Here is a 21,910-nt window from a genome sequence, read left to right as displayed (position 1 = left end):
GCGCTCGAGAACATCGCCGCTCGACCGGCGCACCGCCCGTAGGCGATGGCCCGGTCACTGGAACGCGTTATTGCGACTTGCCGCCCGTCTGCTTGTTCGGGTTGTCGCCCTGGGTGGCGCCGGGTGGGTGCCCCTTCTGACCCTGCTGATCCTGCTGGCCTGCCTTGTTCCCGCCAGCCTGTTGCTGCTGGTCCTGGGGCTTGCCGCCCTGGCCTTGTTGACCGCCCTGGTTCGGTTGGGCCTGTGTCTGCTGTGCAGACTTGTCCTGGTTGGTGCCGCCGGTGGTCTGGTTGGGTTGATTCGCCATCTACGTCTCCTTGGATTGCCGAGCAACATGCTCGACCTCCAAGCTACGCCGACGCCCAGCCCGGTGGGTGATCGAAGGGCGCGCCGCAGCGTAGGAAAAGCGCTGCTGGCCGTGGAAGCCAACGGCAAGCACAACCCTCCAGAAACGACAAAGCCGCCCGCAGGCGGCTCGTCAAAGGGCGTGCTGACCGATCAGACTTCGCCGCCCACTTGCTGGCCATGCTGCACGGCGTAGACGGCCTGGGCGCGCACAGCGTCGCGGCTCAGCGTGCTTTTGGCGGTGGACACGGCGCCAACGTCGGCACCCTCGCCCAGTTCAGGCATCGTGCCGTTGCGCTCGGCCTGCAGCACTTCGGCGCGCACGGCTTCACGGCTCAGGCCGCTCACGGTGGTGGAGACCTGCGGCACGTAGCCGACTTCACCGCCAACGAAGTCGGCTGCAAAGCTGGGAGCTGCGGCGAAGCCGGCGGCGGCGATCAGTGCGGAAGCGAAGAACTTGTTCATGATGGATTCCTTTCGAGGCGATGGGGAAGCAACTTCTCATTCGGCGGGGTGGACACCATGTCTGCCCCGTCTCGATGAGTCGTTCTGTGTGCGTCTCATCGATGGCTCGATTGTGGAAGTCGCAGTCGAAAAGAAAAACCGGGCGCGGGAGAACGGACCGTTTCCCCGGTCGCAACAAAGCTGCGGCATTGGCTGACACGGCATGGCGATCTGCCACGCCGCCAGCGCCGCCGCAGGGGCACGCCCCGCCCCGCCCTGCCACGCCCCGAAGCGTGCGCCGCGGCTCAGCCTGCAGCCTGCGCCGCGTCGATGAAAGCGCGCACCGGCGCCAGCTGCGACGGCACGTTGAGCGCCGGCGCATGCCCGCAGCCGGGCACCTCGATCACCTGCAAGCGTCCCGCTGCACCGGGGCCGCGGCCGCGCATGGCCGCCACCGTCTCCGGCAGCACCAGGTCGGACTGCGCCCCGCGCAGGCACAGCACTGGCGCCTGGATGGCGTCGTAGGCGTCCCACAGCAGGTAGTCGTCGGGGTGGTCGACGAACTGGCCGACCATGGCCGGGTCGTAGTGCGGCGTCACGCGGCCGTCGGGCAGGCGCCGCGTGGACGTCTCGGTCAGCCGGCGCCACTGCGCATCGCCGAGCCAGCCGTAGGGCGCGTAGGCCTGGCGGAAGAAGGCTTCGAGTTCGGTCACCGTCGCGAACGCGGGCGGCTGGCCGGCATAGGCGCGGATGCGCGCGATGGCCGCATCGGCCAGTTGCGGCGCGTTGTCGTTGAGCACCAGGCTCTGCACGCGCGCGCGCATGCCCGGCACGACGAGCCCGCCCGCGCAGGCCATGCCGATGGCGCCGCCCATCGAGGTGCCGACCCAGTGCGCGCGCGCGATGCCCAGCGCGTCGAGCAGCGCCTCGGCCAGCCGCGCGTAGAAGGCGATGCAGTACTCCTCGCGCGGCACCGGGCTCCACTGGCTCAGTCCGCGCCCGATGGTGTCGGGGCAGACCACGCGGTAGCGGTCGGCCAGGTGCGCGGCCAGCTCGTCCATGTCGCGGCCGGTGCGCGCCAGGCCGTGCCAGGCGATCACCGCCGGCGCGTCGGGCGCGCCCCAGGCGGTGTAGTGGATCTCGCGGCCGGCGCAGACCACGTAGTGCGAGCTGGGGGTCATGGACAAACTCAGTCGGGGATGGTCAGCACGCCGGCGGCGTAGTCGATGCGGTTGGCTGCGGCGGGTGCGGCGGCGATGGCGGGCACGTTGGCCGCCGTGATGGCCGGCGCGGCGCCCGGCGTGCCGCCGCGCGGCACCGTCCGCACGACCTGGCTCGGCGGCAGCGCCGTGCCGCTCTTGAGGTTCGCCCACACCGCGTCCAGCGCGTGGTTCAGGTACACGTGCAGCGGGATGTAGCGGCTGTCGTAGCCGGGCAGGATGGTCGGCAGGCCGATGAAGCTGTCGAAGTGCTGCGCGTTGGTCACCTCGATGTAGCTGAGCCTGCTGCTCGCACCCTCGACACGCTTGTTCAGCGCGGCATAGGGACGCGAGGTGTGCGAGACCGGCAGCAGCGCGTCGTCGCGGCCGTGCACGATCACGGCGGGCTTGCCGCGCAGGTTGCCGTTGCGGCGGGTTTCGTCCACGCCGGTCTTCAGGCGCTGCGCCCAGGCGCCGTTGCCCTCGACCAGGTCGCGCAGGCACAGCGCGCCGTCCAGGTTCATGTCGAAGGCGCCCGTGGACGGCGAGCGCGACAGCAGGTCGCGTGCCGCGCCGCCCGGATTGTTCTCGTTGAGCAACTGCACGTTGCTGGCCGGCGGCACGCCATTGCCGGTGGCAAACATGCCGGCCAGCGACGTGGCGTCCAGCGCCTGGGGCACGCCCAGCGCGCTCGTGGCCCCGTAGCCGTAGCCACACAGCCGCTCCTGCACACCTGCACGCGCCAGGCCGTTCGCAAAGGTCACGGCCACAGCCGGCGCCACCTCGAAGGCCGCCAGCGAGGGATGCAGCACCTGGGCCTCCGCCTCCCAGCCGTAAGCGCGCAGCTTGGCCAGCGCCTCCTCGGCCTGGGCCGTGGTTCCAGTGCCCGTCAGCAGGCCCTTGGCCTTGAGTGAAGCGCAGCGCGGCGGCGCCACCGTGGCGAACGCCGCGGCGTAGGCCGCCTGGTAGGGCGCCCCGGCCAGACTGGGCGCCAGCGCGGCGCAGGTCTGGAACACGTGCGCATAGGTCGTGAAATCGATCAGCGTCCTTGCGCTGACGGGCACGGCCGTGGCGCCGCGCCGGATGCTCACGCCCGGGTCGGCCGGCAGTTCCACGGCCGGCTCGGACACGGCCACCGCGTCGATCCAGCCCTCGTCGTCGAGCTCGGCCGCGGCCAAAGCCGCGCCGCCGCCGTTGGAGATGCTGGACGCGATCACCAGCGTGTTGCCGCGCACGAAGGTCTGCAGCCGCGTGCCGTCGGCCGCGCGCTCGCCCAGGCGCTCGTTGAGCACGTAGAACGCGAACTGCACGGCCTGCAGCGTGGAGCGGCCCCAGTCCTTCTCGGGGTTCTGCTGCGAGTGCGCATGCTTGAACGCGAAACGGTTGGGCGTGGCCGCGTTGTAGGCGGCGCGCTGGCTGTCCGTCAGCGCGGCGCGGAAGGCCGCCGCCGTACCCGCCGCGGACGCGGCAGCGCGCGTGCCGTCGATCAGCGGCACGGTGTCGTTCTGCAGGTCGTGCGGCGCTGCGCCCGTGCCCTTGTCGGTGTAGGCCACGGCGCAGCCGCGCTTGAGCGCCCATTCGCCGGCCGAGATCGCACCGTAGACGCCGCGCGAGCCCGACGAGGTGGCCGTCACGATGCAGGCTTGCTTGGCATCGAAGCTGTTGGGCACCTGCACCATCAGGGTCACGTTGCGCCGGCCGCTGCCGTCGTCGCTGAAGGCGATGTACTCGCCGCCGGCCACCTTGCCCTCGCCCAGCGAGGCCGTGCCGTCCAGCGCCACGTTGGGGCCGTAGAGCACGCCGTAGCCGCCGGCAGCGGTCATGTCCAGCAGCGCGCGGTAGTTGTTGTAGATGGCATTGCGGCGCAACTCGGCCGCGGTGGGCGCGGCAGCGTTGGCATAGCCCGGCGCGGCACCGGCCAGGCCCGTCTTGCCCAGGCCCGCCGTGAGCAGGTCGTCCCGGCTGCCGTCGTATTCCAGCATCGTCACCGTGCCGACGAAATCGGGCTTGGCGTTGGCCTTGGGGCCATCGTCGCCGCAGCCCGCCAGCATGGCCGCCGCCGCCAGCGCAAGGGCACAGAGCGGCGTTGGCCGCGGGTTCTCGCATCGCATGGTCTGTCTCCTCGTCGTTGAAAGAAATCAGCGCCGTGCCAACGCGCGCGCCCGCAGGCGCCCGACGATGCCGGTCGGAAAGTGGTAGACCGAGAGCACGAACAGCAGGCCCAGCCAGAGCAGCCAGCGGTCCGGCGTGAACACGGCCGCCAGCCAGGGCACGCCGGCCACGGCCTCGTTCGCCAGGCGCAGAAGGTCCTGCAGGTAGCTCTGCGCCACCACGAACAGCGTGGCGCCGATGGCCGCGCCGTAGACGGTGCCCATGCCGCCGATCACCACGATGAGCAGGATGTCGACCATGATCTCGAACGACAGCGAGGTGTCCGGCCCGTTGTAGCGCAGCCAGATGGCCAGCATGGCGCCGGCCAGCGTGGCGAACAGGGCCGACAGCACCGCCGCCGTGGTGCGGTAGACCACCACGCGGTAGCCGATGGCCTCGGCGCGGAACTCGTTCTCGCGGATGGCCTGCAGCACGCGGCCGAAGGGCGAGTTGACGATGCGCAGCAGCGCCAGCACCAGGCCCACGGCCAGCACGAACAGCCCGTAGTAGCAGAGCAGCCGCCCGTCCAGCGATGCACCCAGGAAAGGCTCTTCGGCGAACTCGAAGCTCGGCGAGATGAGTTCGGGCATCTTGAAGGTCAGCCCGTCCTCGCCGCCCGTGAAGGACGAGAGCTGCGAGGCCAGCGTCTGGAACGCCGAGGCCACGGCCAGCGTGATCATGGCGAAGAAGATGGCGCGCACGCGCAGCGAGAACAGGCCGATGGCCAGCGAGAGTACGAAGGACAGCGCGAGCGCCGCGACGATGCCCACCGCGAGCGCATCCCAGCCCGCCCCCATGCGCGAGGACGCGATCGCCACGCCATAGGCCCCGATGCCGAAGAACATCGTGTGCGCGAAGCTCACGATGCCGGTGTAGCCCAGCAGCAGGTCGAAGCTGGCGACCAGCACCACGAACACCAGCACCTTGGCCGCGACGTTGAGCGCCTTGACGCCCGGGAAGAGGAAGGGCGCGAAGGCCAGGCCCAGCACGAGGGCGACGAGGATGAGGGCCAGCCAGCGGCTGCGCGGCAGGTCGTGGGAGAGGATGCGGCTCATGCTTGGGCCTTTTGTCTGGGGGAGACGCGCGCGCGTTGCTGCCCAGACGGCAGGCGGCGCAGAAACGCGTTCTCCGGCCCACGCTCGCGGGCGATGGTGGTTGCTTGCGGGCCTTGCGCTCGCCCGCCCATAGCGCGGCTTGCAAGCCATCTCTGGGCCGCGAATGGGGCCTGCGCCCGCATGTCAGCACCACCTGCCTCACGTTGCGCTTGTGCCGAGGCGCACGACCGGTGCGTCCGCACCCATGTGCCACCTCGGTTTCGGGCGGCGGCAGTGGGCCTGCTAGCGCAGGCCCCATTCGCGATGGCGAGATACACAGCTGGCGCGCCGCCGGCGTTCAAGGGCGCGCCTCGCGCGGGCCACTGCCGGTTTGCGCGAGCGTGGGCTGGAGAACGCAGGCCCGCTGGCGCCGCCTGGGCGCCCGCCATGCCAGGCGTAGAGCAGCAAACCCTCATACCTTCACCACCGGGTACACGCCCTGCGGCCGCCACATCAGCACCGCCACCATCAGCGCGATGCTCGCGAACTGCGTGGCCACCGGCAGCACGAAGCCCACGTAGTTGACCATCAGCCCCACCAGCAACGCGCCGATCAGCGCGCCCAGCGTCGAGCCCAGCCCGCCGATGATGATGACGATGAAGATCAGTACGTTGACCTGCGCGCCCATCTGCGGCACCAGGTTCTGCTGGAACAGGCCCCACATCACGCCGCCCAGGCCCGCCAGCGCACTGCCGGCCACGAACACGCCGACGAACAGCCGGCCGATGCGGTAGCCCAGCGACTCGACCATCTCGCGGTCCTGCACGCCGGCGCGGATCAGCAGGCCGATCTTGGTGCGGCTCAGGGTGAAGGCCAGCGTGGCGAACACCACCAGGCCCACCACCACGGCCAGCAGCCGGTACTTGCTGATGGCCGCCTCGCCGATGAAGAGCGAGCCGCGCAGCGCCTCGGGCAGCGGCAGCGGGATCTGCGCGGGGCCCCAGACCATCTTGATGAACTCCTCGCCGATGATCATGCCGCCCATGGTGATCAGGATCTGCTTCAGGTGCTGGCCGTAGACCGGCCGCACGATGAAGCGCTCGAAGGCCAGGCCCACGGCGGCCGCCACCGCCATGGCCACCAGCATGGCCGGGAACACCGCCACGAGGTTGCGCCACAGCTCTTGCGAGCCGGTCCAGTCGGCCATCAGGCCCAGCACGCTGCTCGCGACGAAGGCGCCCAGCGCGATGAACAGGCCGTGGCCAAAGTTCAGCACGTCCATGAGGCCGAACACCAGCGTGAGGCCGGAGGCGATGATGAAGACGATCATGCCCATGGCCAGTCCCGCCACCGTGAGCGTGAGCCAGGTGGAGGGCGAGCCCACGAGCGGCAAGGCCAGCAGCGCCAGCACCGGCACCAGGGCCAATGGTTTCCAGTCGAACGTCATATGGCCAATCCCAACAGCGACTGCTGCAACGCGGCGTCCGCCGAGAACGCCGCCATGCCGCCGGCATGCACGACGCGGCCGTTGTCCATCACGGCCACGGTGTCGCCCAGGCGCCGCGCAAAGTTCAGGTTCTGCTCGACGAGCAGGATGGTCACGCCCTGCGCCTTGAGTTCGGCGAAGGCGTCGATCATGTTGTCGATGATGGCCGGCGCCAGGCCCTTGCTGGGCTCGTCCACGATCAGCAGCTGGCGCGGCTCGACGATGGCGCGCGCCACGGCCAGCATCTGCTTCTGCCCGCCCGACAGCTTGCCGGCCGGGTGGTTCCAAAACTTCTCGACGGCCGGGAACATCTTGAAGATCCACTGCAGGCGGCCGCTGTCCATCTGCTCGGCGCGCTTGGCGGTGCGCGCGGCCAGCAGCATGTTCTCCTTGACCGTGAGGTCGGCGAAGATGCCCATGTTCTCGGGCACATAGGCCACGCCCAGCGCGGCGATCTGCGGCGTGGCGGCTGCGGTGATGTCTTGCCCCGCCAGCACGACCCTGCCCTGCGACGCATGCCACAGGCCCATGACCGTGCGCAACGTGGTCGACTTGCCGGCACCGTTGCGGCCCAGCAGCATGGTGACCCGGCCCTGGGGCACCACAAGGTCCACGCCATGCAGGATGTGGTACGCGCCGATGTGCGTGTGCACGTCGTTCAGTTCGAGCAGGTTCATGCCTTGGCCACTCCGAGGTAAGCCTCTTGCACGATCGGCGAGGCGATGACTTCTGCCGGGTCGCCATCGGCCACGAGCTGCCCGTTGTGCAGCACGATGATGCGGTCGGCCAGCTCGCGCACCACGTCCATCTTGTGTTCGACCAGCAGGATGGTCTTGCTGCGGTCGCGCTTGAGCTTGCGGATCAGGTCCAGGATCACGGGCGCCTCGGCCGCGTTCATGCCGGCCGTGGGCTCGTCGAACATGAAGACCTGCGGCTCCAGCGCCATCAGCAAGGCCACCTCCAGCTTGCGCTGGTCGCCGTGCGGCAGGCTGGCCACGGTGTCGTGCGCGCGGGCCTGCAGCGAGACATCGGCCAGGATCGCATCGGCACGTGCCAGCAGGTCGCGGTGGTCGCTCCAGATGCTCCACAGGTTCAGGCCGCGCCGGTGCGGGCCCTCGCGCGTGGCCTGCACCGCCAGGCGCACGTTCTCCAGCACCGTGAGGTTGGGGAACAGGTTCGTCAGCTGGAAGGCCCGGCCCAGGCCGGCGCGCGTGCGCGCCGAGGGCGGCAGGCCGGAGAGTTCACGCCCGTCCAGCGCCACCGTGCCCGCGCTGGCCTTGAGCTGGCCCGAGATCAGGTTGAAGTAGGTGGTCTTGCCCGCGCCGTTCGGCCCCACGATGGCCGTCAAGGTGCCCGGCGCGAAGGCGCAGCTCACGGCGTTGACGGCCACGTGTCCGCCGAAGCGGATCGTCAGGTCTCGGGTCTCCAGCACGCCGCGATCAACGCTTGTTGCGGACCGGAACCTGCATTTCCTCAGGCTTGATCTCGCGCACCAGCTCGGGCACGCCCCAGGCGAAGGCCGGGTCCTGCTTGATGCGGAAGTGGTACATGCTCTGCATCGCCTGGTGGTCTTCCTTGCGGAAGGTCATGGTGCCCTTGGGCGTCTCGAAGCTCATGCCCTCCATGGCGGCGATGAGCTTGTTGGTGTTGGTGTCGCCACCCGTCTTCTTGAGCGCCGTGACCACCGCCATCGCGGCCGAGAAGCCGCCGGCCGTGAAGAAGTCCGGCGGCGTCTTGAACTCCTTGTAGTGGGCAGCCACCAGCGCCTCGTTGACCGGGTTCTTCGGCAGGCCGAAGTAGTAGTAGGTGGCGCCCTCCATGCCCGGGAAGCGCTTGTAGGCCGTCATGGCCGGCAGGATGTTGCCGCCCGTGGCCACCTCGATGCCGAAGCGCTTTTGCAGGTCGGCATCGGCCAGCGCGTTGAACGGCGTGGTGGCGCCGGCCCAGACCACCCAGACCACCTTGCGGCCCGGCTTGTCCTTGAGCTGGTCGACGATGCGCTGGATGCCGGCCGTGAAGTCGGTGGTGGTGGGCGGCAGGTATTCCTCGTGGCCGATCCTGGCCTTCTTCACCGCGTCCTTGAAGGCCTTCACGCCGTCGCGGCCGAAGGCCCAGTCCTGCGCCAGCGTGACGATGGTCGTGCCGTCCTTGTCCAGCGCCACGGCATTGCTGATGGCGTCCTGGCTGGAGTTGCGGCCGGTGCGGAAGATGTATTTGTTCCACTTGTCGCCCGTGATCGAGTCGGCCACGGCCGGCTCGACGACGAGGATCTTCTTGTACTCCTCAGCCACCGGCAGCATGGCCAGCGCCACGCCCGAGCCCGTGGTGCCCACGGCCAGGTCGGCCTTGTCGTCGGCATAGGCCGTGGCCAGCAGCGACTTGCCCAGGTCGGGCTTGCCCTGGTCGTCCTTCTCGAGCACGACGAGCTTCTTGCCGTTCACGGCCATGGTGCCTTCGGTCGCGTACGAGAGGCCCATCATGAAGCCGGTCTGCGTCTGCTTGCCGTAGGCCTCCAGCGCACCCGTCTTGCCGTAGACATGGGCGATGCGGATTTCCTTGGACTGGGCGAAGCTCGCGCTGGCGCACAGCGCGAGTGCGGCAATGGCTGACAGGCGTGCCAGACGGCGACGGTTCATGGCGTAGTCTCCAAATGTGTGATGCCTGGAAATTGCACAGTCCATGCCAACAGCGCAAGCCTTTGTTTTCAAACAACTTACCCCAAATCTTCCTGAAAACCGCACGCAGTTCAGACAGCGCAGTTGCCTGAATTGCAGACAACTGCACGGCATTTCGACAGGGTTTTCCTGAGGCCGGCGCTGCCCGCCTCCTGTAGGCCGGGGCCGCAAGCCGGCGCCGAGTGCGCGGGAGCGGGCCTAGCATTCCCGTCGCCCTTTCGGGCCTGATGGAGCTACCCAAGGAAGAACCGCCATGCACAACATGCACAACAACCGCTTTCGCACCCTCGCCGCCACCGCCCTGCTGACCGCCTGCAGCCTTGCCTTCGTCGGCTGCACGACGACCAAGCCTGGCACGGCCAGCGCACCCGCATCGGCGCGCCAAGCCATCGACGCCGATGTCGATGCGGCGCTGTCCAAGCTCTACAACACGGTGCCGGGCTCGCGCGAGCTCGTGGCCCGCTCGGCCGGCACGCTCGTGTTCCCGTCCGTGATCAGCGCCAGCCTGGGCCTGGGCGCCGAATACGGCCGCGGCGCGCTGCGCGAAGGCAGCCGCACGGTGGGTTACTACAGCACCACGGCCGGCTCGGTCGGCTGGCAGGCCGGCGCCCAGTCCCGCGCAGTGATCTATGTGTTCAGCACCCGTGAAGCGCTGGAGAAGTTCCGCGCCAGCAGCGGCTGGACCGTGGGTGCCGACGCCACCGTGGCCCTGGCCACCGTGGGCGCCAACGGGCAGGTCGACAGCAACACCATCCGCCAACCCGTGGTCGGCTACGTGTTGACCAATGCCGGCCTGGAAGCCGGCGTGGCACTGCAAGGCGCCAAGATCAGTCCTGTCACGCCGTGAGGGATTGCCCCAGGCTGGCCCACGCCGGCCTGGGAATGCCCCACATTGGGGCTCGGCGTGCACCACGACCGATGGCCTACCGCTCGCCATCGGCTGCAAGCCGTTGATTCCATTGCGATCGCAACTGGCACGCCTATTGCAACACCTGCCCTGTCCTCCGGCGCCGTAGCCGGGTGACGGGGCGGTTTCACATCCGCCCGACTCTCCGCCAACGGTGGCGGAACCTCTGTCTGTTTGCGGCCCGACCGGGCTGTGCGCAGGCGGTGTTCCAACCAACCGGCGGAGCGCGCAAGCGCCACCCGCCAGGGTCGGCCAAAGCGCGCAGTTCCTGCGCCGCGGCCAGCCCGCAGCCAGCAGGAGCGCAAGCCACATGAAGATCGTCGTCGTCGGCCACGGAATGGTGGGCCACAAATTCCTCGAAAGCCTGGCCGAGTCAGGCCTGAGCGACCTGGACGTGACCGTGCTCTGCGAGGAGCCGCGCGCGGCCTACGACCGCGTGCACCTGTCGGAGTTCTTCAGCGGCAAGACCGCCGACGAACTCTCGCTGGTGGCGCCCGGCTTCTTCGAGAAGAGCGGCTTCACGCTGCGCCTGGCCGCGCGTGCCGCCGCGGTGGAGCGCCGCGCCAAGACCGTGACCACCGCCGACGGCGAGGTCATCGGCTACGACAAGCTGGTGCTGGCCACCGGCTCCAACCCCTTCGTGCCCGGCGTGCCGGGCCGCGACCGCGCGCACTGCCACGTCTACCGCACCATCGAGGACCTGGAGGCCATGCAGGCATCCGGCACCAAGTCCACGAGCGGCGTCGTCATCGGCGGCGGCCTGCTGGGCCTGGAGTGCGCGAAGGCGCTGCGCGACATGGGCCTGCAGACGCATGTGGTGGAGTTCGCCCCGCGGTTGATGACCGTGCAGGTGGACGAAGGCGGCGGCCGCACGCTGCGCACCAAGATCGAGGCGCTGGGCGTGCAGGTGCACACCGGCCGCAACACCACCGAGATCGTCGACGGCGCCACCGCGCGCCACCGCATGGTGTTCGCCGACGGCACGCACCTGGAGACCGACATGATCGTGTTCTCCGCCGGCATCCGCCCGCGCGACGACCTGGCACGCCAGTGTGTGCTGGCCATCGGCCCGCGCGGCGGCGTGGTCATCGACAACCATTGCCGCACCAGCGACCACGACGTCTACGCCATCGGCGAATGCGCGTCGTGGAATGAGCAGGTGTTCGGCCTGGTGGCGCCGGGCTACGACATGGCGCGCACTGCAGCGCGCCACATCGCCGGCGATGCCGACGCCGCCTTCACCGGCGCCGACATGAGCACCAAGCTCAAGCTGATGGGCGTGGACGTGGCCAGCATCGGCGACGCGCAGGGCAAGACGCCCGGCTGCCGCAACTACCAGTACGTGGACGAGCGCAAGCAGATCTACAAGAAGATCGTGGTCAGCGAAGACGGCAAGAAGCTGCTGGGCGCGGTGCTGGTCGGCAATGCCGACGAGTACGGCACGCTGCTGCAGACCGCACTCAACGGCCTGGCGCTGCCGGACGATCCCGAGTTCATGATCCTGCCGTCCAGCGACGGCAAGGCCAAGCCCGGCCTGGGCGTCGAAGCCTTGCCCGACAGCGCCCAGATCTGCTCGTGCAACAGCGTCAGCAAGGGACAGATCTGTGCGGCGGTGGGCGAAGGCGCCTGCACCATCGGCGACCTGAAAGCCTGCACCAAGGCCGGCGCCACCTGCGGCGGCTGCGTGCCGCTGGTCACGCAGGTCATGAAGTTCGAGATGGCGCGCCGCGGCATGGCCGTGAACAACCATGTCTGCGAGCACTTCGCCTACTCGCGCCAGGAGATCTACCACCTGGTGCGCGTGGGCCAAATCAAGACCTTCGACGAGCTGCTGGCCAGGCACGGCAAGGGCCTGGGCTGCGACGTGTGCAAGCCCGTGGCCGCCAGCGTGCTGGCCTCGATCTGGAACGAGTTCGTGCTCAAGCCGCAGCTGGCCAAGCTGCAGGACAGCAACGACTACTTCCTGGGCAACATCCAGAAGGACGGCACCTATTCCGTGGTGCCGCGCATGCCGGGCGGCGAGGTCACGCCCGACGGCCTGATCGCCGTGGGCCAGGTGGCCAAGAAGTACGGCCTGTACACCAAGGTCACGGGCGGCGCGCGGGTCGACATGTTCGGCGCGCGGCTGGAGCAGCTGCCGCTGATCTGGGAAGAGCTGATCGCCGCGGGCTTCGAGAGCGGCCACGCGTACGGCAAGTCGCTGCGCACCGTGAAGAGCTGCGTCGGCAGCACCTGGTGCCGCTACGGCGTGGACGATTCCGTCGGCCTCGCGGTGCTGCTGGAGAACCGCTACAAGGGCCTGCGCGCGCCGCACAAGATCAAGTTCGGCGTCTCGGGCTGCACGCGCGAATGCGCCGAGGCGCAGGGCAAGGACGTGGGCATCATCGCCACCGAGAAGGGCTGGAACCTCTACGTCTGCGGCAACGGCGGCATGAAGCCGCGCCACGCCGAGCTGATCGCCAGCGACCTGAGCAAGGAAGCCTTGCTCGCCATGATCGACCGCTTCCTGATGTTCTACGTGCGCACGGCCGACCGGCTGCAGCGCACCAGCACCTGGCGCGAGGGCCTGGAGGGCGGGCTGGACTACCTCAAGCAGGTGCTCATCGAGGACTCGCTCGGCATCGGCGCCGAACTCGAGGCGCAGATGCAGCACGTGGTGGACACCTACCAGTGCGAGTGGAAGAGCGCCGTGAACGACCCGGCCGTGCGCCAGCGCTTCAAGAGCTTCGTCAACAGCGAGCAGCCCGACCAGCGCATCGTGTTCGTGAAGGAACGCGGCCAGATCCGCCCCGCGCGCCCTGGTGAACGGGCCGAAGAACGCGACACCGCCGCCGCCTGATCAGGAGAGCCCCATGCTTGCCAAGACCCACACCTGGACCACCGTCTGCACGCTGGAAGACATCGTGCCCCACACCGGCGTCTGCGCGCTGGTCGAGGACCGCCATGTCGCCGTGTTCCGCCTCGGCGATGACCGCCTCCATGCCATCGACAACATCGACCCCAAGTCCGGCGCCAGCGTGCTGTCGCGCGGGCTGATCGGCAGCCTGGGCGAGCGCACCGTCGTCGCCTCGCCGCTCTACAAGAACCACTTCGACCTGGCGACGGGCGAATGCCTGGAGGCGCCCGAGCACTCGGTGGCCGTGCACGCCGTGCGCGTGGAAGACGGCCGCGTGCTCGTCGCCCTGAACTGAAACACCCTTTACCTCCTTCACCTCCAAAAAAAAATGGCTTACCTCGCTCCTGCCGAATTCGTGACCAAGATGGTCGATTCCGGTGAATCCAAGCTCCTCATGTCCACGCGCGACACGCTGATCCGCTCGTACATGGCGGGCGCCATCCTGGCGCTGGCGGCGGCCTTCGCCGTCACGGTCACGGTCAACACCGGCAACGCGCTCGTCGGTGCCATGCTGTTCCCGGTCGGCTTCATCCTGCTGTACCTGATGGGCTTCGACCTGCTGACGGGTGTGTTCACGCTGGCCCCGCTGGCGGTGCTGGACAAGCGCCCCGGCGCCACCTGGAAGGGCGTGCTGCGCAACTGGGGCCTGGTGTTCTGCGGCAACTTCGCCGGCGCCTTCACCGTGGCCGTGTTCATGGCCATCATCTTCACCTTCGGTTTCTCCGAGGCGCCCAATGCCGTCGGCGAGAAGATCGGCCACATCGGCGAAGGCCGCACGGTGGGGTATGCGGCGCACGGCGCCGCCGGCATGCTGACGCTCTTCATCCGCGGCGTGTTGTGCAACTGGATGGTGTCCACGGGCGTGGTGGCGGCCTTCATGTCCACCTCCGTGTCGGGCAAGGCCATCGGCATGTGGATGCCCGTGATGGTGTTCTTCTACATGGGTTTCGAGCACAGCATCGTCAACATGTTTCTGTTCCCCATCGGCCTGATGCTGGGCGGCAAGTTCACGTTCATGGACTACCTGATCTGGAACGAGATCCCCACCGTGCTGGGCAACCTGGTGGGCGGCCTGACCTTCGTGGGCCTCACGCTGTACTCCACGCACTACAAGACCGGCGCGAAGCGCAAGATCGCCTGAGCGGCGCCGTGGGGCAGACCCTGCGCATCACGCTGGGCCAGCACTCGCAGGCCGGCGCCGGCGGGGCCAACCAGGACTTCCACGGTGCCATCGTGCCCACAGGCTCGGCACTGCGCTTCAAGGGCATCGCCGTCGCGCTGGCCGACGGCATCGGCTCCAGCCCCGTGAGCCATGTGGCGAGTGCCGCGGCCGTGCGCGGCTTCCTCGACGACTACTACGCCTGCTCGGAGGCCTGGTCCGTGCGCCGTGCCGCGCAGCGCGTGCTGGGTGCCACCAACGCCTGGCTGCATGCGCAGAACCAGCGCGGCGACGCGCGCTTCGACAAGGACCGCGGCTACTGCTGCACCTTCAGCGCGCTCGTGCTCAAGGGCCGCGAGCTGCACCTGCTGCACGTGGGCGACACGCGCATCTACCGCGTGCACGCGCAGGCGCTGGAGCAGCTGACCGAGGACCACCGCGTGCACATGGGCGCGGGCCAGTCCTACCTGGGCCGCGCGCTGGGTGCCACGCCGCATGTGGAGATCGACCACCTGTGCCTGGAGGCCGAGGCCGGCGCGCTCTACCTGCTGGCCAGCGACGGCGCCTACGAGCGGCTGGACGCCGCCGCCGTGCACCAGGCGCTGGCCCACCGGCCCGACGACTTCGACGCCGCGGCCCGGTTCCTGGTCGACACGGCGCGCCAGCGCGGCAGCGACGACGATGCCACCGTGCAGCTGCTGCGCATCGACGCACTGCCCCCGCTCGACGCCCAGCCCTGGCAGGCGCAGCGCGCGCAGTTGCGCCTGCCACCGCCGCTGGCGCCGCGCATGGTCTTCGAGGGCTACACGCTGGTGCGCGAGCTCTACGCGAGTGCGCGCAGCCAGGTGTTCCTGGCGCTCGACGCGCAGGCCGGCCACCAGCTCGTGATCAAGGTGCCGTCCGTCGAGCTGCGCGAGGACGCCGAGGCGCTGGACCGCTTCCTGCTCGAGGAATGGGTGGCACGCCGCGTGCGCAGCCCCCACGTGCTGCAGGCCTGGGCAGGCGAGCAGGCGCGCGAGCACCTGTATGTGGCCATGGAATACGTCGAGGGCCAGACGCTTGCGCAGTGGATGACCGACCACCCTCGCCCCGACCTGGACAGCGTGCGCGGCCTCGTCGCGCAACTCGCCAAAGGCCTGCAGGCCCTGCACGGCAAGGAGATGCTGCACCAGGACCTGCGGCCCGAGAACGTGATGATCGACCGCAGCGGCACCGTGAAGATCATCGACTTCGCCGCCGCCCACGTGGCCGGCCTGGCCGAGGCCGTGCCCGCGCTGCAGGCCACGCGCATCGTGGGTTCGCTGCAATACACCGCGCCCGAGTACTTCGTGGGCGGCACGGCCACCGCCGCCGCCGACTTGTTCGCGCTGGCCGTGCTGACCTACCAGATGCTCTGCGGACAGCTGCCGTATGGCCTGCAGGTCACGCAGCTGCGCCAGGGCACGGACCTGAAGCGGCTGCGCTACGTGCCGCTGCGCCACCACCGCCCCGAACTGCCGGCCTGGCTGGACGCGGTGCTGCACAAGGCGCTGCAGCCCGATCCCGCGCGGCGGCAGGAGGCCGTGTCGGAGTTCGTGCACGACCTGCACCGGCCCGGGGCCGCGCTGCTGCGCACGCGCGCCCTGCCGCTGGCCGAACGCGACCCGGTGCTGTTCTGGAAGGTCTGCACCGTGGCGCTCGGCCTGGCGACGGTGGTGCTCGCAGGCCTGCGCGCGCTGGGGCCATGAACCACTTCATCGGCCAAATCGAGTGACTTGACGAGAATGTCCAGCCGACGACCCAACGGAGTCAGCCGTGCAAACCATGACGGCCAACCAGGCCCAGACCCAGTTCGACGCTTTCATCGACATGGCGCAGAAGGGGCCTGTGCGCGTGATGGGGCATGACGGCCTCGTCGGCGTCATGGTGTCGCCCGAGGACTACGAGGCCGTGCGCGCCTTTTACGCCGATCGTTTGGCCCGCACCATGGACAGGACAGCGGGCCGAGCGCAGCAAGCCGGGCTGACGCCTGAGAAGCTGGACGATCTGCTGACCGGACTCTGATGCCTACACGTTCCGGCAGCCGGTGTTAGCGGCCCTGTCGAGGGTGGTGTTTCGGACGGTGGCCACTCACAGGTCCATCTCCGCCCCGCGCGCGCGCAGCCATTCCTTGCGCTGCCGGTAGTCCGGCAGCACCTTGTCCACCTCGTTCCAGAATGCCTCGCCGTGGTCACGGTGGCGCAGGTGGCACAGCTCGTGCGCCACGATGTAGTCGATGATCCTCAGTGGAGCCATGAGGCATTTCCAGTGGAACAGCAGCCCACCACCGGGCAGGCTGGCCGCCCAGCGGTAGCCTAGCTCGCGCACCTTCAGCGGCCCAGGCGCCACACCCACCCGCGGTGCGAAATACGACACGCGCTGCGCGATACGCGCCTGCCCTGCCTTGCAATAGAAGTCTCTGAAAGCCTCTTGCGCCGCCGCCGTGCCGCCCTTCTCCACCAGGCCGCGCAGCAGGCAAAAGCGCCCATCCTTGAGCTTCAGCGGCACGTTCTGCTCGGCCACCAGCAGCAGGCGATAAGCACTGCCCAGGTAGAGAAAGCTCTCGCCGTTGACCCACTCGCGCACCACGCGCGTGGCGTTCAGGTCGCGCCACTCCGCCAGGTTGCGGTAAATCCACAGGCGCCGGCTCAACACCGTGTGGTCGACCTGCTCCGGCGTCATGCGCGCAGGCGGGCGCACGGTGACGGCGCCATCGCGCTCGATCACGATGTCCGTGGTTCGCCGCACCGTTCCCGGCAGCAGCAGGTACTCGATGTCGTGGACCCGACGCAGGTTGGCGGCAGCATCAGCGTTCATGGCGCCCTGCCTGCAACAAGCCGTCGTGCCGGTTCCGCGCCAGCTTCATCACCTCCACCGCCAGCCGCTCCCGCTGCGCCACCGCCGCTTGTGGCCCAGTGCGGCTGATCGCCTGCTTGATCTCGCCCCGCAGGCGCTTCTGCTTGTCGGCGTTCTGCCAGAAGTCGATGCTGCCGATGGTCTGCTGCAGAAGCTCCACCAGTTGCTCGACCAAGCGCTTGAACGCAGGCAGATCAGTGGCAGGCACCGGCTCCGCACCATAGGCCACCTGCACCAGATGCTCAAAGAAGCTGCTGGCTTCGCGCCCCAGGCCGTGCACGCCGTCCTGGCGCCCTGCCACAGCCTCGCTGCGCAGCGCGTCGAGTTGGTCCACCAGCGCGTCCCAGGCGCCCTGGTGGCGCTCGATCAGCGCATCCACCTTCTCCGACAACCGTTGGTAGAACGCCGGGTCTTCGTCGTGGTGCACCGTGCAGTGCTTGCGGATGGCGTGCTCCATCTCGCTGGCCCTGGCCTCGTCGTTGTCGCCGGCGTGCTGCTGCAGGCGCTGCAAAAAGTCTTGCGCCAGCAACTCCACCGGCGGCAGTTTGGGATTGATGCCCAGGCTGACCAGGTGTTCGTTGATCAACGCCTTGACCTTCTCGCCAGCATCGCCCAGGTCGAGGCTGTCGTCCTTGTAACGTTCCTTGGCCACCTGCAGGATGTAGCCGAAGCGCTTGGCCGGCACGCGAAATGGCTGCGCCGAGACATGCGGCAGCACGATGTCCAGGCTCATCAGGAACTTCTTCAGGTAGACCTCGAAGTCGGCCCGGTAACGCTCGTCGACCAGCGACTTGACGGCAGCATGCACCACGGCAGCTTCCTGCGCCTGGCTGAGCAGCGCGCCGCTGACGAAGGCCTGAATGCCCGCCACGCCCTTGGCCTCGAAGTGCTGCAGCAACCGCTGGTGGCGCTCTTCCAGCACTGGCAGCTCGGTCCCGATGTTCTTCAACCCTTCACGCAATTCTTCCAGCTCGTCGCTGGCGGTGTACAGGCTCAAGGCCTCGGCCAGGTGGTTGGCCAGGCCGATGTAGTCCACCACATAGCCGCGCCGCTTGCCGCGCTTCACGCGGTTGGTGCGGGCAATGGCCTGCAGCAGCGTGTGCTCGCGCAGGCGCTTGTCGATGTACATCACCTGCTCGATGGGCGCATCGAAGCCGGTCAGCAGCATGTCGCACACGATCAGGAACGCGATGCCGGTATTCGCCTGATCCGGGTCATCCAGGTCGAAGCCCTTGCAGAAGTTTTGCACTGCGTTCAACCGCGCGGCTTCCCTGCGCGCATGGGTGATGTAGGCCGCTTCGTTGGTGCCGTCGGACGAAACCACCACCACCGCCTGCAGGAGACCGAGCTTGCGCACCAGCGCCGCATCCGGTGCCGGCCGGGCCTGCTCCAGCGCCAGCCGCTCGGCAATGGCGGCGCGGATGCCGTTGCGGTAGCGCACGCAGGCCAGCTTGGAGTGGCAGACCACCTGCGCCTTGAAGCCGTTGGGCAGGATGTTGTCCACATAGTGCGCCACCAGGTCGCGCGCAATGGCATTGATGCGCGCCTCTGCCTCCAGGATGTCGCCCGTGGCGCCGTATTTCTTGCGGATGGCCGCCAACTCTTCCTCGCTGCGGTCCCTGAACAGATCTTCGAACTTCTGGTCGAAGGCGTGTTTCTCGTTCAGCGCGCTGTCGGCCGTGCGGCCTTCGTACAAGATCTGCAGCGTGGCGCCATCGTGCACCGCGTCCATCAGCTTGTAGGTGTCGATGTACTCGCCGAAACGCTTGACCGTCTTGCGTTCGCCATGGCGCTCGGTCAGCAGCGGAGTGCCGGTGAAGGCCAGCCGCACCGCATTGGGAAAGGCCTCGAACAGGTTCTCGCCCAGGTCCGACCCCTGGGTACGGTGAGCCTCGTCGATCATCAGCACGATGCGCTCCGACCGGTTCACCACGCCGAAGGTCTTGCCCGCCGGCATGGCCAGGTAGGTGCCCAAGGCCTCGGCCACCATGGGGCTCAGCGCCTGCTCGCGCTCCTGGAACTTGTGGACCATCACCATGTTGATGTCCGAGCTGTCGCTGGCCAGGTGCTGGCGCAGCGCCTGCGTGCTGCCGATCACGTTGACGCGGCCGCCGATCAGCGTGGCCGTCTCGCCCAGCTGCTCTTCCAGGTCCTGCCGGTCGTTCACCAGCACGATCTTGTGGTCGTTCAGATCGGTGCTGGCGCGCAGCATGCGCGCGACGAACACCATGGTCAGCGACTTGCCCGAACCCTGCGTGTGCCACACCACGCCGCTGCGCTCGGCGGCCGTCTGCCCGCTGCGCAGGCGCTGCACGATCTTGCCGGCAGCGCGGAACTGCTGGTAGCGGCACACCACCTTCACACGCGTTCCGGCGTCCGTGTCCATGAACACGGTGCAGGTGCGTGCGATCTGCAGCAGGTTGGCAGGCACCAGCATGCCGGCCACCAGCCGCTGTTGAGGGCTCAGCGCTTCGGCGCCGACATCGTCGGCCGGATACAGCGTTTTCCACGCATAGAAGTGTTCGGCCTCCGAGCTGATGCTGCCGTAGTCCGCCTCGGCGCCGCTGCTGCGCACCAGCAGCAGGTTGCTGCGGAACAACCGGGGCTCGCCCTCCTTCAGGCCAGCGGCCTCGGTCTCGGGCCGGCGGCGCATGTAGCGCTGCAGTTGCACGAAGGCCTCCTGCATCGGGTTGGCGCAGGTGGCCGATCCCTTCTTGCACTCCACCACCACCAGCGGGATGCCGTTCACGAAAAGCACGATGTCGGGAACGATGAATCCCCGCACGCAACCCGGCGTGTCGATGCGGAACTGGTTGACGGCGTGGAAGCGGTTGCGCTCCGGGTGCTGGAAGTCGATCAGCCGCACCACCGGGTCCACCTCGCCCGTGGCCTCGTTCACATCCACCTGGGTCTTGATCAGCAACTCGTGCACCACGAGGTTGGCCTCCAGCAACGTGCGTTGAGGCTGGCGGAACAGTGCGGACTCCAGTTCGTCGAGTTGGCGGTCAGCCAACCAGGGCATGCCATCGGGCAAGGTGTTCAGCGCGCGCACCGCCTCGCGGAATACGCCGGGCAGCCACCACGGGCGGAAGCTGGTGCGCAGGCTGGCGTCCGCCGCTTGCGGCAACTGCGGTCCCTGGTCGATGACGGTCCAGCCCTGGGCGGCCAGTTGCGCCAGGAAGGGCTGTTCGACCTCGGTGTATTCGCTCACGCCGCACCCCTGACCTGTCGACCTGCTGCAGTGAGCCGATAACGCTGTTTGCTGCTACGGGGTGTCTCGGGCAGCGACATCTCGACGAGGCCGCTGGCAAGCGCCGGCAACAGATACGCCTTGCGAAAGTGTTCGGCGTTTGCCAAGCCCAGCGCCTGCTGCAGGGTCTGGCGCGACCATTCACCCTGCAGCGCCTGAACGACACGGCGGACTTCCGTGGTGACTTCCGTGGTGACTTCCGTGGTGACTTCCGGAGTAGTCCCCTCCACTGGCGCTGCCAGCGCATGCACCGGCAACCGGATCACATACGCTGCCCGGTCATCGTCCGTTTCGAACAATGGCGCGGGTGAGCCGTTGGCCGCCATGGCCTTCAGGATCTTGGGCACCCCAGTACTGCGGCCTTCGGTCAGGTCCAGCTCCTTCAGGAACTCACCGATGCGGCGGTTGCGGTAGCGGCGGCTCACGGCGCGGCCGGCCTCGAAGTCCTCCAGGCGGATGGAGCGGTCCGGCCCCGGAAAGCTCAGGATGACCAGCTCCTCGCGGCTGATGCGCACCTCGATCGGTTCGCGCTCGTCGTAGGCGCGGTGGTACACGGCATTGACCAGCGCTTCCTCGATGGCCACGTAGGGGAAGTTCCAGACCCGTGTGGCCTCCGCGCGGTCGGGGTGTTTCAGCACCGTCTCTGTCAGGTAGTTGCGCTGGATGTAGCCCAGCGCCTCGCGCGTCATGCGCGCCAGCGGGCCCTTGAAGATCTTCTCGTCGAAGCGGTCACCACCCGCACCCTCGGGGAACCACACCACATCGATCTGCGTGTACGGAAAGAAGCGGTCCGGTGCCTCGGTGAAGAACAGCAGGCCCACGTTCTTGGGCCAGGGCGTCTCGGTCGAGCCACCCACCACATTCATCTGACGCCCCAGCACTTCCAGCGGCATGATGACTGCATCGTCTGCGAGCGCGCTGCCCACTTCGCGCAGGTAGTCCAACATCAACGGGCGCGACAGGTCTTCCACGCGCGCCTGCTGCGCCAGCCGGTCATCCCAGGGCACGTTGGCGGTGAGGCTCAGGAGTTCCTGCTCGTCCGCGCCCTTGGCCTCCACCGTGCTGCTGTAACGGCGAATGTAGTAGTGCCAGGTCTTATGCTTGGCCTTCACCGAGGCCGGCGCCTTGTAGGGCCGGTGCATGCCGCCGGGTGCTTGCAGCACGATCAGCAGGCGGCCCTCCACACGTTCCACGCTCAGCGCGGGGAAGTACGGCGGCTGGATCAACTGGCAGGCGGCCAGCAGTTCCTGCTGGATCTTGTCGATCTGGTCTTCGGCCAGGCCGATGGGGGGGAACACCGGCTGGCCGTTGGCATCGCAGTCCTGACCGATCACGATGTAGCCGCCACCCAGGTTGGCGAAGTCGTTGGCGAAGGCGCACAAGGTACGCAGGATGGAGTCGGGATTCCAGCCGGCCTTGTATTCGATGCGCTCGCCCTCCACCGTGCGCTGGCGCAGCAGGTGGGGCAGGTTGAGGGGGAGCGGCATGGG

18 protein-coding genes are annotated in these 21,910 nt (G+C 68.4%); 6 read left to right on the top strand and 12 right to left on the bottom strand.

What is annotated here, in order from left to right:
- Positions 1 to 67: 67 nt before the first annotated feature.
- The 9 genes from ASF44_RS15995 to ASF44_RS15955 all read right to left on the bottom strand — a co-directional run bounded on the left by ASF44_RS15995 (position 68) and on the right by ASF44_RS15955 (position 9,295).
- Positions 68 to 307 (bottom strand): hypothetical protein, encoded by a 240-nt coding sequence (locus ASF44_RS15995; protein WP_056900207.1) that lies wholly within the window; start codon positions 305 to 307, stop codon positions 68 to 70.
- A gap of 191 nt (positions 308 to 498) precedes the next feature.
- The gene (locus ASF44_RS15990; RefSeq protein ID WP_056900206.1) at positions 499 to 810 is read right to left on the bottom strand and encodes a DUF4148 domain-containing protein; all 312 of its coding nucleotides are present in this window, start codon (positions 808 to 810) and stop codon (positions 499 to 501) included.
- Positions 811 to 1,094: 284 nt separating this feature from the next.
- Complete coding sequence (locus ASF44_RS15985; RefSeq protein WP_156374521.1) at positions 1,095 to 1,970, bottom strand: alpha/beta fold hydrolase; 876 nt, start codon at positions 1,968 to 1,970, stop codon at positions 1,095 to 1,097.
- Positions 1,971 to 1,978: 8 nt separating this feature from the next.
- The gene (locus tag ASF44_RS15980) at positions 1,979 to 4,099 is read right to left on the bottom strand and encodes a 3-hydroxybutyrate oligomer hydrolase family protein (protein ID WP_056900205.1); all 2,121 of its coding nucleotides are present in this window, start codon (positions 4,097 to 4,099) and stop codon (positions 1,979 to 1,981) included.
- Positions 4,100 to 4,126: 27 nt separating this feature from the next.
- Positions 4,127 to 5,194 (bottom strand): branched-chain amino acid ABC transporter permease, encoded by a 1,068-nt coding sequence (locus ASF44_RS15975; protein WP_056900204.1) that lies wholly within the window; start codon positions 5,192 to 5,194, stop codon positions 4,127 to 4,129.
- A gap of 451 nt (positions 5,195 to 5,645) precedes the next feature.
- Positions 5,646 to 6,620 carry a branched-chain amino acid ABC transporter permease gene (locus tag ASF44_RS15970; protein WP_056900203.1) on the bottom strand — a complete coding sequence of 325 codons (975 nt, stop codon included), beginning with the start codon at positions 6,618 to 6,620 and terminating at the stop codon, positions 5,646 to 5,648.
- Positions 6,617 to 7,336 (bottom strand): ABC transporter ATP-binding protein, encoded by a 720-nt coding sequence (locus ASF44_RS15965; protein ID WP_056900202.1) that lies wholly within the window; start codon positions 7,334 to 7,336, stop codon positions 6,617 to 6,619. Before ASF44_RS15965 ends, ASF44_RS15970 begins: the two co-directional genes overlap by 4 nt.
- The gene (locus tag ASF44_RS15960; protein ID WP_056900201.1) at positions 7,333 to 8,091 is read right to left on the bottom strand and encodes an ABC transporter ATP-binding protein; all 759 of its coding nucleotides are present in this window, start codon (positions 8,089 to 8,091) and stop codon (positions 7,333 to 7,335) included. The genes ASF44_RS15965 and ASF44_RS15960 overlap by 4 nt, the downstream gene beginning before the upstream one ends.
- 7 nt (positions 8,092 to 8,098) lie before the next feature.
- A complete protein-coding gene (locus tag ASF44_RS15955; RefSeq protein ID WP_056900200.1) occupies positions 8,099 to 9,295 on the bottom strand; it encodes a substrate-binding domain-containing protein in 1,197 nt (398 codons plus the stop codon).
- Positions 9,296 to 9,596: 301 nt separating this feature from the next.
- On the opposite strand from ASF44_RS15955, the gene ASF44_RS15950 reads away from it, so the two are divergent.
- The 6 genes from ASF44_RS15950 to ASF44_RS15925 all read left to right on the top strand — a co-directional run bounded on the left by ASF44_RS15950 (position 9,597) and on the right by ASF44_RS15925 (position 16,339).
- Positions 9,597 to 10,181, top strand: a complete 585-nt coding sequence (locus tag ASF44_RS15950; protein ID WP_056900315.1) for a YSC84-related protein — start codon at positions 9,597 to 9,599, stop codon at positions 10,179 to 10,181.
- Positions 10,182 to 10,551: 370 nt separating this feature from the next.
- The gene (nirB, locus tag ASF44_RS15945; protein ID WP_056900199.1) at positions 10,552 to 13,080 is read left to right on the top strand and encodes a nitrite reductase large subunit NirB; all 2,529 of its coding nucleotides are present in this window, start codon (positions 10,552 to 10,554) and stop codon (positions 13,078 to 13,080) included.
- 13 nt (positions 13,081 to 13,093) lie between these two features.
- Positions 13,094 to 13,432, top strand: coding sequence for a nitrite reductase small subunit NirD (gene nirD / locus ASF44_RS15940; RefSeq protein ID WP_056900198.1), 339 nt, complete (start codon positions 13,094 to 13,096; stop codon positions 13,430 to 13,432).
- Between the two features lie 33 nt (positions 13,433 to 13,465).
- Complete coding sequence (locus ASF44_RS15935; protein ID WP_056900197.1) at positions 13,466 to 14,278, top strand: formate/nitrite transporter family protein; 813 nt, start codon at positions 13,466 to 13,468, stop codon at positions 14,276 to 14,278.
- Positions 14,279 to 14,286: 8 nt separating this feature from the next.
- On the top strand, positions 14,287 to 16,023 hold the full coding sequence (locus ASF44_RS15930) for a bifunctional protein-serine/threonine kinase/phosphatase (protein ID WP_235579232.1): 1,737 nt from the start codon (positions 14,287 to 14,289) through the stop codon (positions 16,021 to 16,023).
- Positions 16,024 to 16,099: 76 nt separating this feature from the next.
- Positions 16,100 to 16,339: a type II toxin-antitoxin system Phd/YefM family antitoxin gene (locus tag ASF44_RS15925; RefSeq protein WP_235579240.1), complete on the top strand. Its 240-nt coding sequence runs from the start codon at positions 16,100 to 16,102 to the stop codon at positions 16,337 to 16,339.
- Positions 16,340 to 16,405: 66 nt separating this feature from the next.
- Here the strand turns inward: ASF44_RS15925 and ASF44_RS15920 are convergent, their stop codons facing one another.
- Genes ASF44_RS15920 through ASF44_RS15910 form a run of 3 tightly spaced genes read right to left on the bottom strand, consistent with a single transcriptional unit; the run spans position 16,406 to position 21,907 of the window.
- Positions 16,406 to 17,131, bottom strand: a complete 726-nt coding sequence (locus tag ASF44_RS15920; protein ID WP_056900195.1) for a M48 family metallopeptidase — start codon at positions 17,129 to 17,131, stop codon at positions 16,406 to 16,408.
- Positions 17,121 to 20,381 (bottom strand): type I restriction endonuclease subunit R, encoded by a 3,261-nt coding sequence (locus ASF44_RS15915; protein WP_056900194.1) that lies wholly within the window; start codon positions 20,379 to 20,381, stop codon positions 17,121 to 17,123. Before ASF44_RS15915 ends, ASF44_RS15920 begins: the two co-directional genes overlap by 11 nt.
- Entirely contained in the window at positions 20,378 to 21,907 is a 1,530-nt protein-coding gene (locus ASF44_RS15910; protein ID WP_056900193.1) for a Fic family protein, read from the bottom strand. The genes ASF44_RS15915 and ASF44_RS15910 overlap by 4 nt, the downstream gene beginning before the upstream one ends.
- Positions 21,908 to 21,910 lie beyond the last annotated feature (3 nt).

Source organism: Pseudorhodoferax sp. Leaf274 (genome assembly GCF_001422445.1).
GTDB lineage: Bacteria > Pseudomonadota > Gammaproteobacteria > Burkholderiales > Burkholderiaceae_C > Pseudorhodoferax.
Note: the sequence above shows the minus strand (reverse complement) of the source record. Positions and strands in the feature narration are given on the sequence as shown.

What these genes read in the sequence shown, in the direction of transcription:
- ASF44_RS15995 (WP_056900207.1), bottom strand. Translation starts at nt 307, where the DNA reads ATGGCGAATCAACCCAACCAGACCACCGGCGGCACCAACCAGGACAAG.
- ASF44_RS15990 (WP_056900206.1), bottom strand. Translation starts at nt 810, where the DNA reads ATGAACAAGTTCTTCGCTTCCGCACTGATCGCCGCCGCCGGCTTCGCC.
- ASF44_RS15985 (WP_156374521.1), bottom strand. Translation starts at nt 1,970, where the DNA reads ATGACCCCCAGCTCGCACTACGTGGTCTGCGCCGGCCGCGAGATCCAC.
- ASF44_RS15980 (WP_056900205.1), bottom strand. Translation starts at nt 4,099, where the DNA reads ATGCGATGCGAGAACCCGCGGCCAACGCCGCTCTGTGCCCTTGCGCTG.
- ASF44_RS15975 (WP_056900204.1), bottom strand. Translation starts at nt 5,194, where the DNA reads ATGAGCCGCATCCTCTCCCACGACCTGCCGCGCAGCCGCTGGCTGGCC.
- ASF44_RS15970 (WP_056900203.1), bottom strand. Translation starts at nt 6,620, where the DNA reads ATGACGTTCGACTGGAAACCATTGGCCCTGGTGCCGGTGCTGGCGCTG.
- ASF44_RS15965 (WP_056900202.1), bottom strand. Translation starts at nt 7,336, where the DNA reads ATGAACCTGCTCGAACTGAACGACGTGCACACGCACATCGGCGCGTAC.
- ASF44_RS15955 (WP_056900200.1), bottom strand. Translation starts at nt 9,295, where the DNA reads ATGAACCGTCGCCGTCTGGCACGCCTGTCAGCCATTGCCGCACTCGCG.
- ASF44_RS15950 (WP_056900315.1), top strand. Translation starts at nt 9,597, where the DNA reads ATGCACAACAACCGCTTTCGCACCCTCGCCGCCACCGCCCTGCTGACC.
- nirB (WP_056900199.1), top strand. Translation starts at nt 10,552, where the DNA reads ATGAAGATCGTCGTCGTCGGCCACGGAATGGTGGGCCACAAATTCCTC.
- nirD (WP_056900198.1), top strand. Translation starts at nt 13,094, where the DNA reads ATGCTTGCCAAGACCCACACCTGGACCACCGTCTGCACGCTGGAAGAC.
- ASF44_RS15935 (WP_056900197.1), top strand. Translation starts at nt 13,466, where the DNA reads ATGGCTTACCTCGCTCCTGCCGAATTCGTGACCAAGATGGTCGATTCC.
- ASF44_RS15925 (WP_235579240.1), top strand. Translation starts at nt 16,100, where the DNA reads ATGACGGCCAACCAGGCCCAGACCCAGTTCGACGCTTTCATCGACATG.
- ASF44_RS15920 (WP_056900195.1), bottom strand. Translation starts at nt 17,131, where the DNA reads ATGAACGCTGATGCTGCCGCCAACCTGCGTCGGGTCCACGACATCGAG.
- ASF44_RS15910 (WP_056900193.1), bottom strand. Translation starts at nt 21,907, where the DNA reads ATGCCGCTCCCCCTCAACCTGCCCCACCTGCTGCGCCAGCGCACGGTG.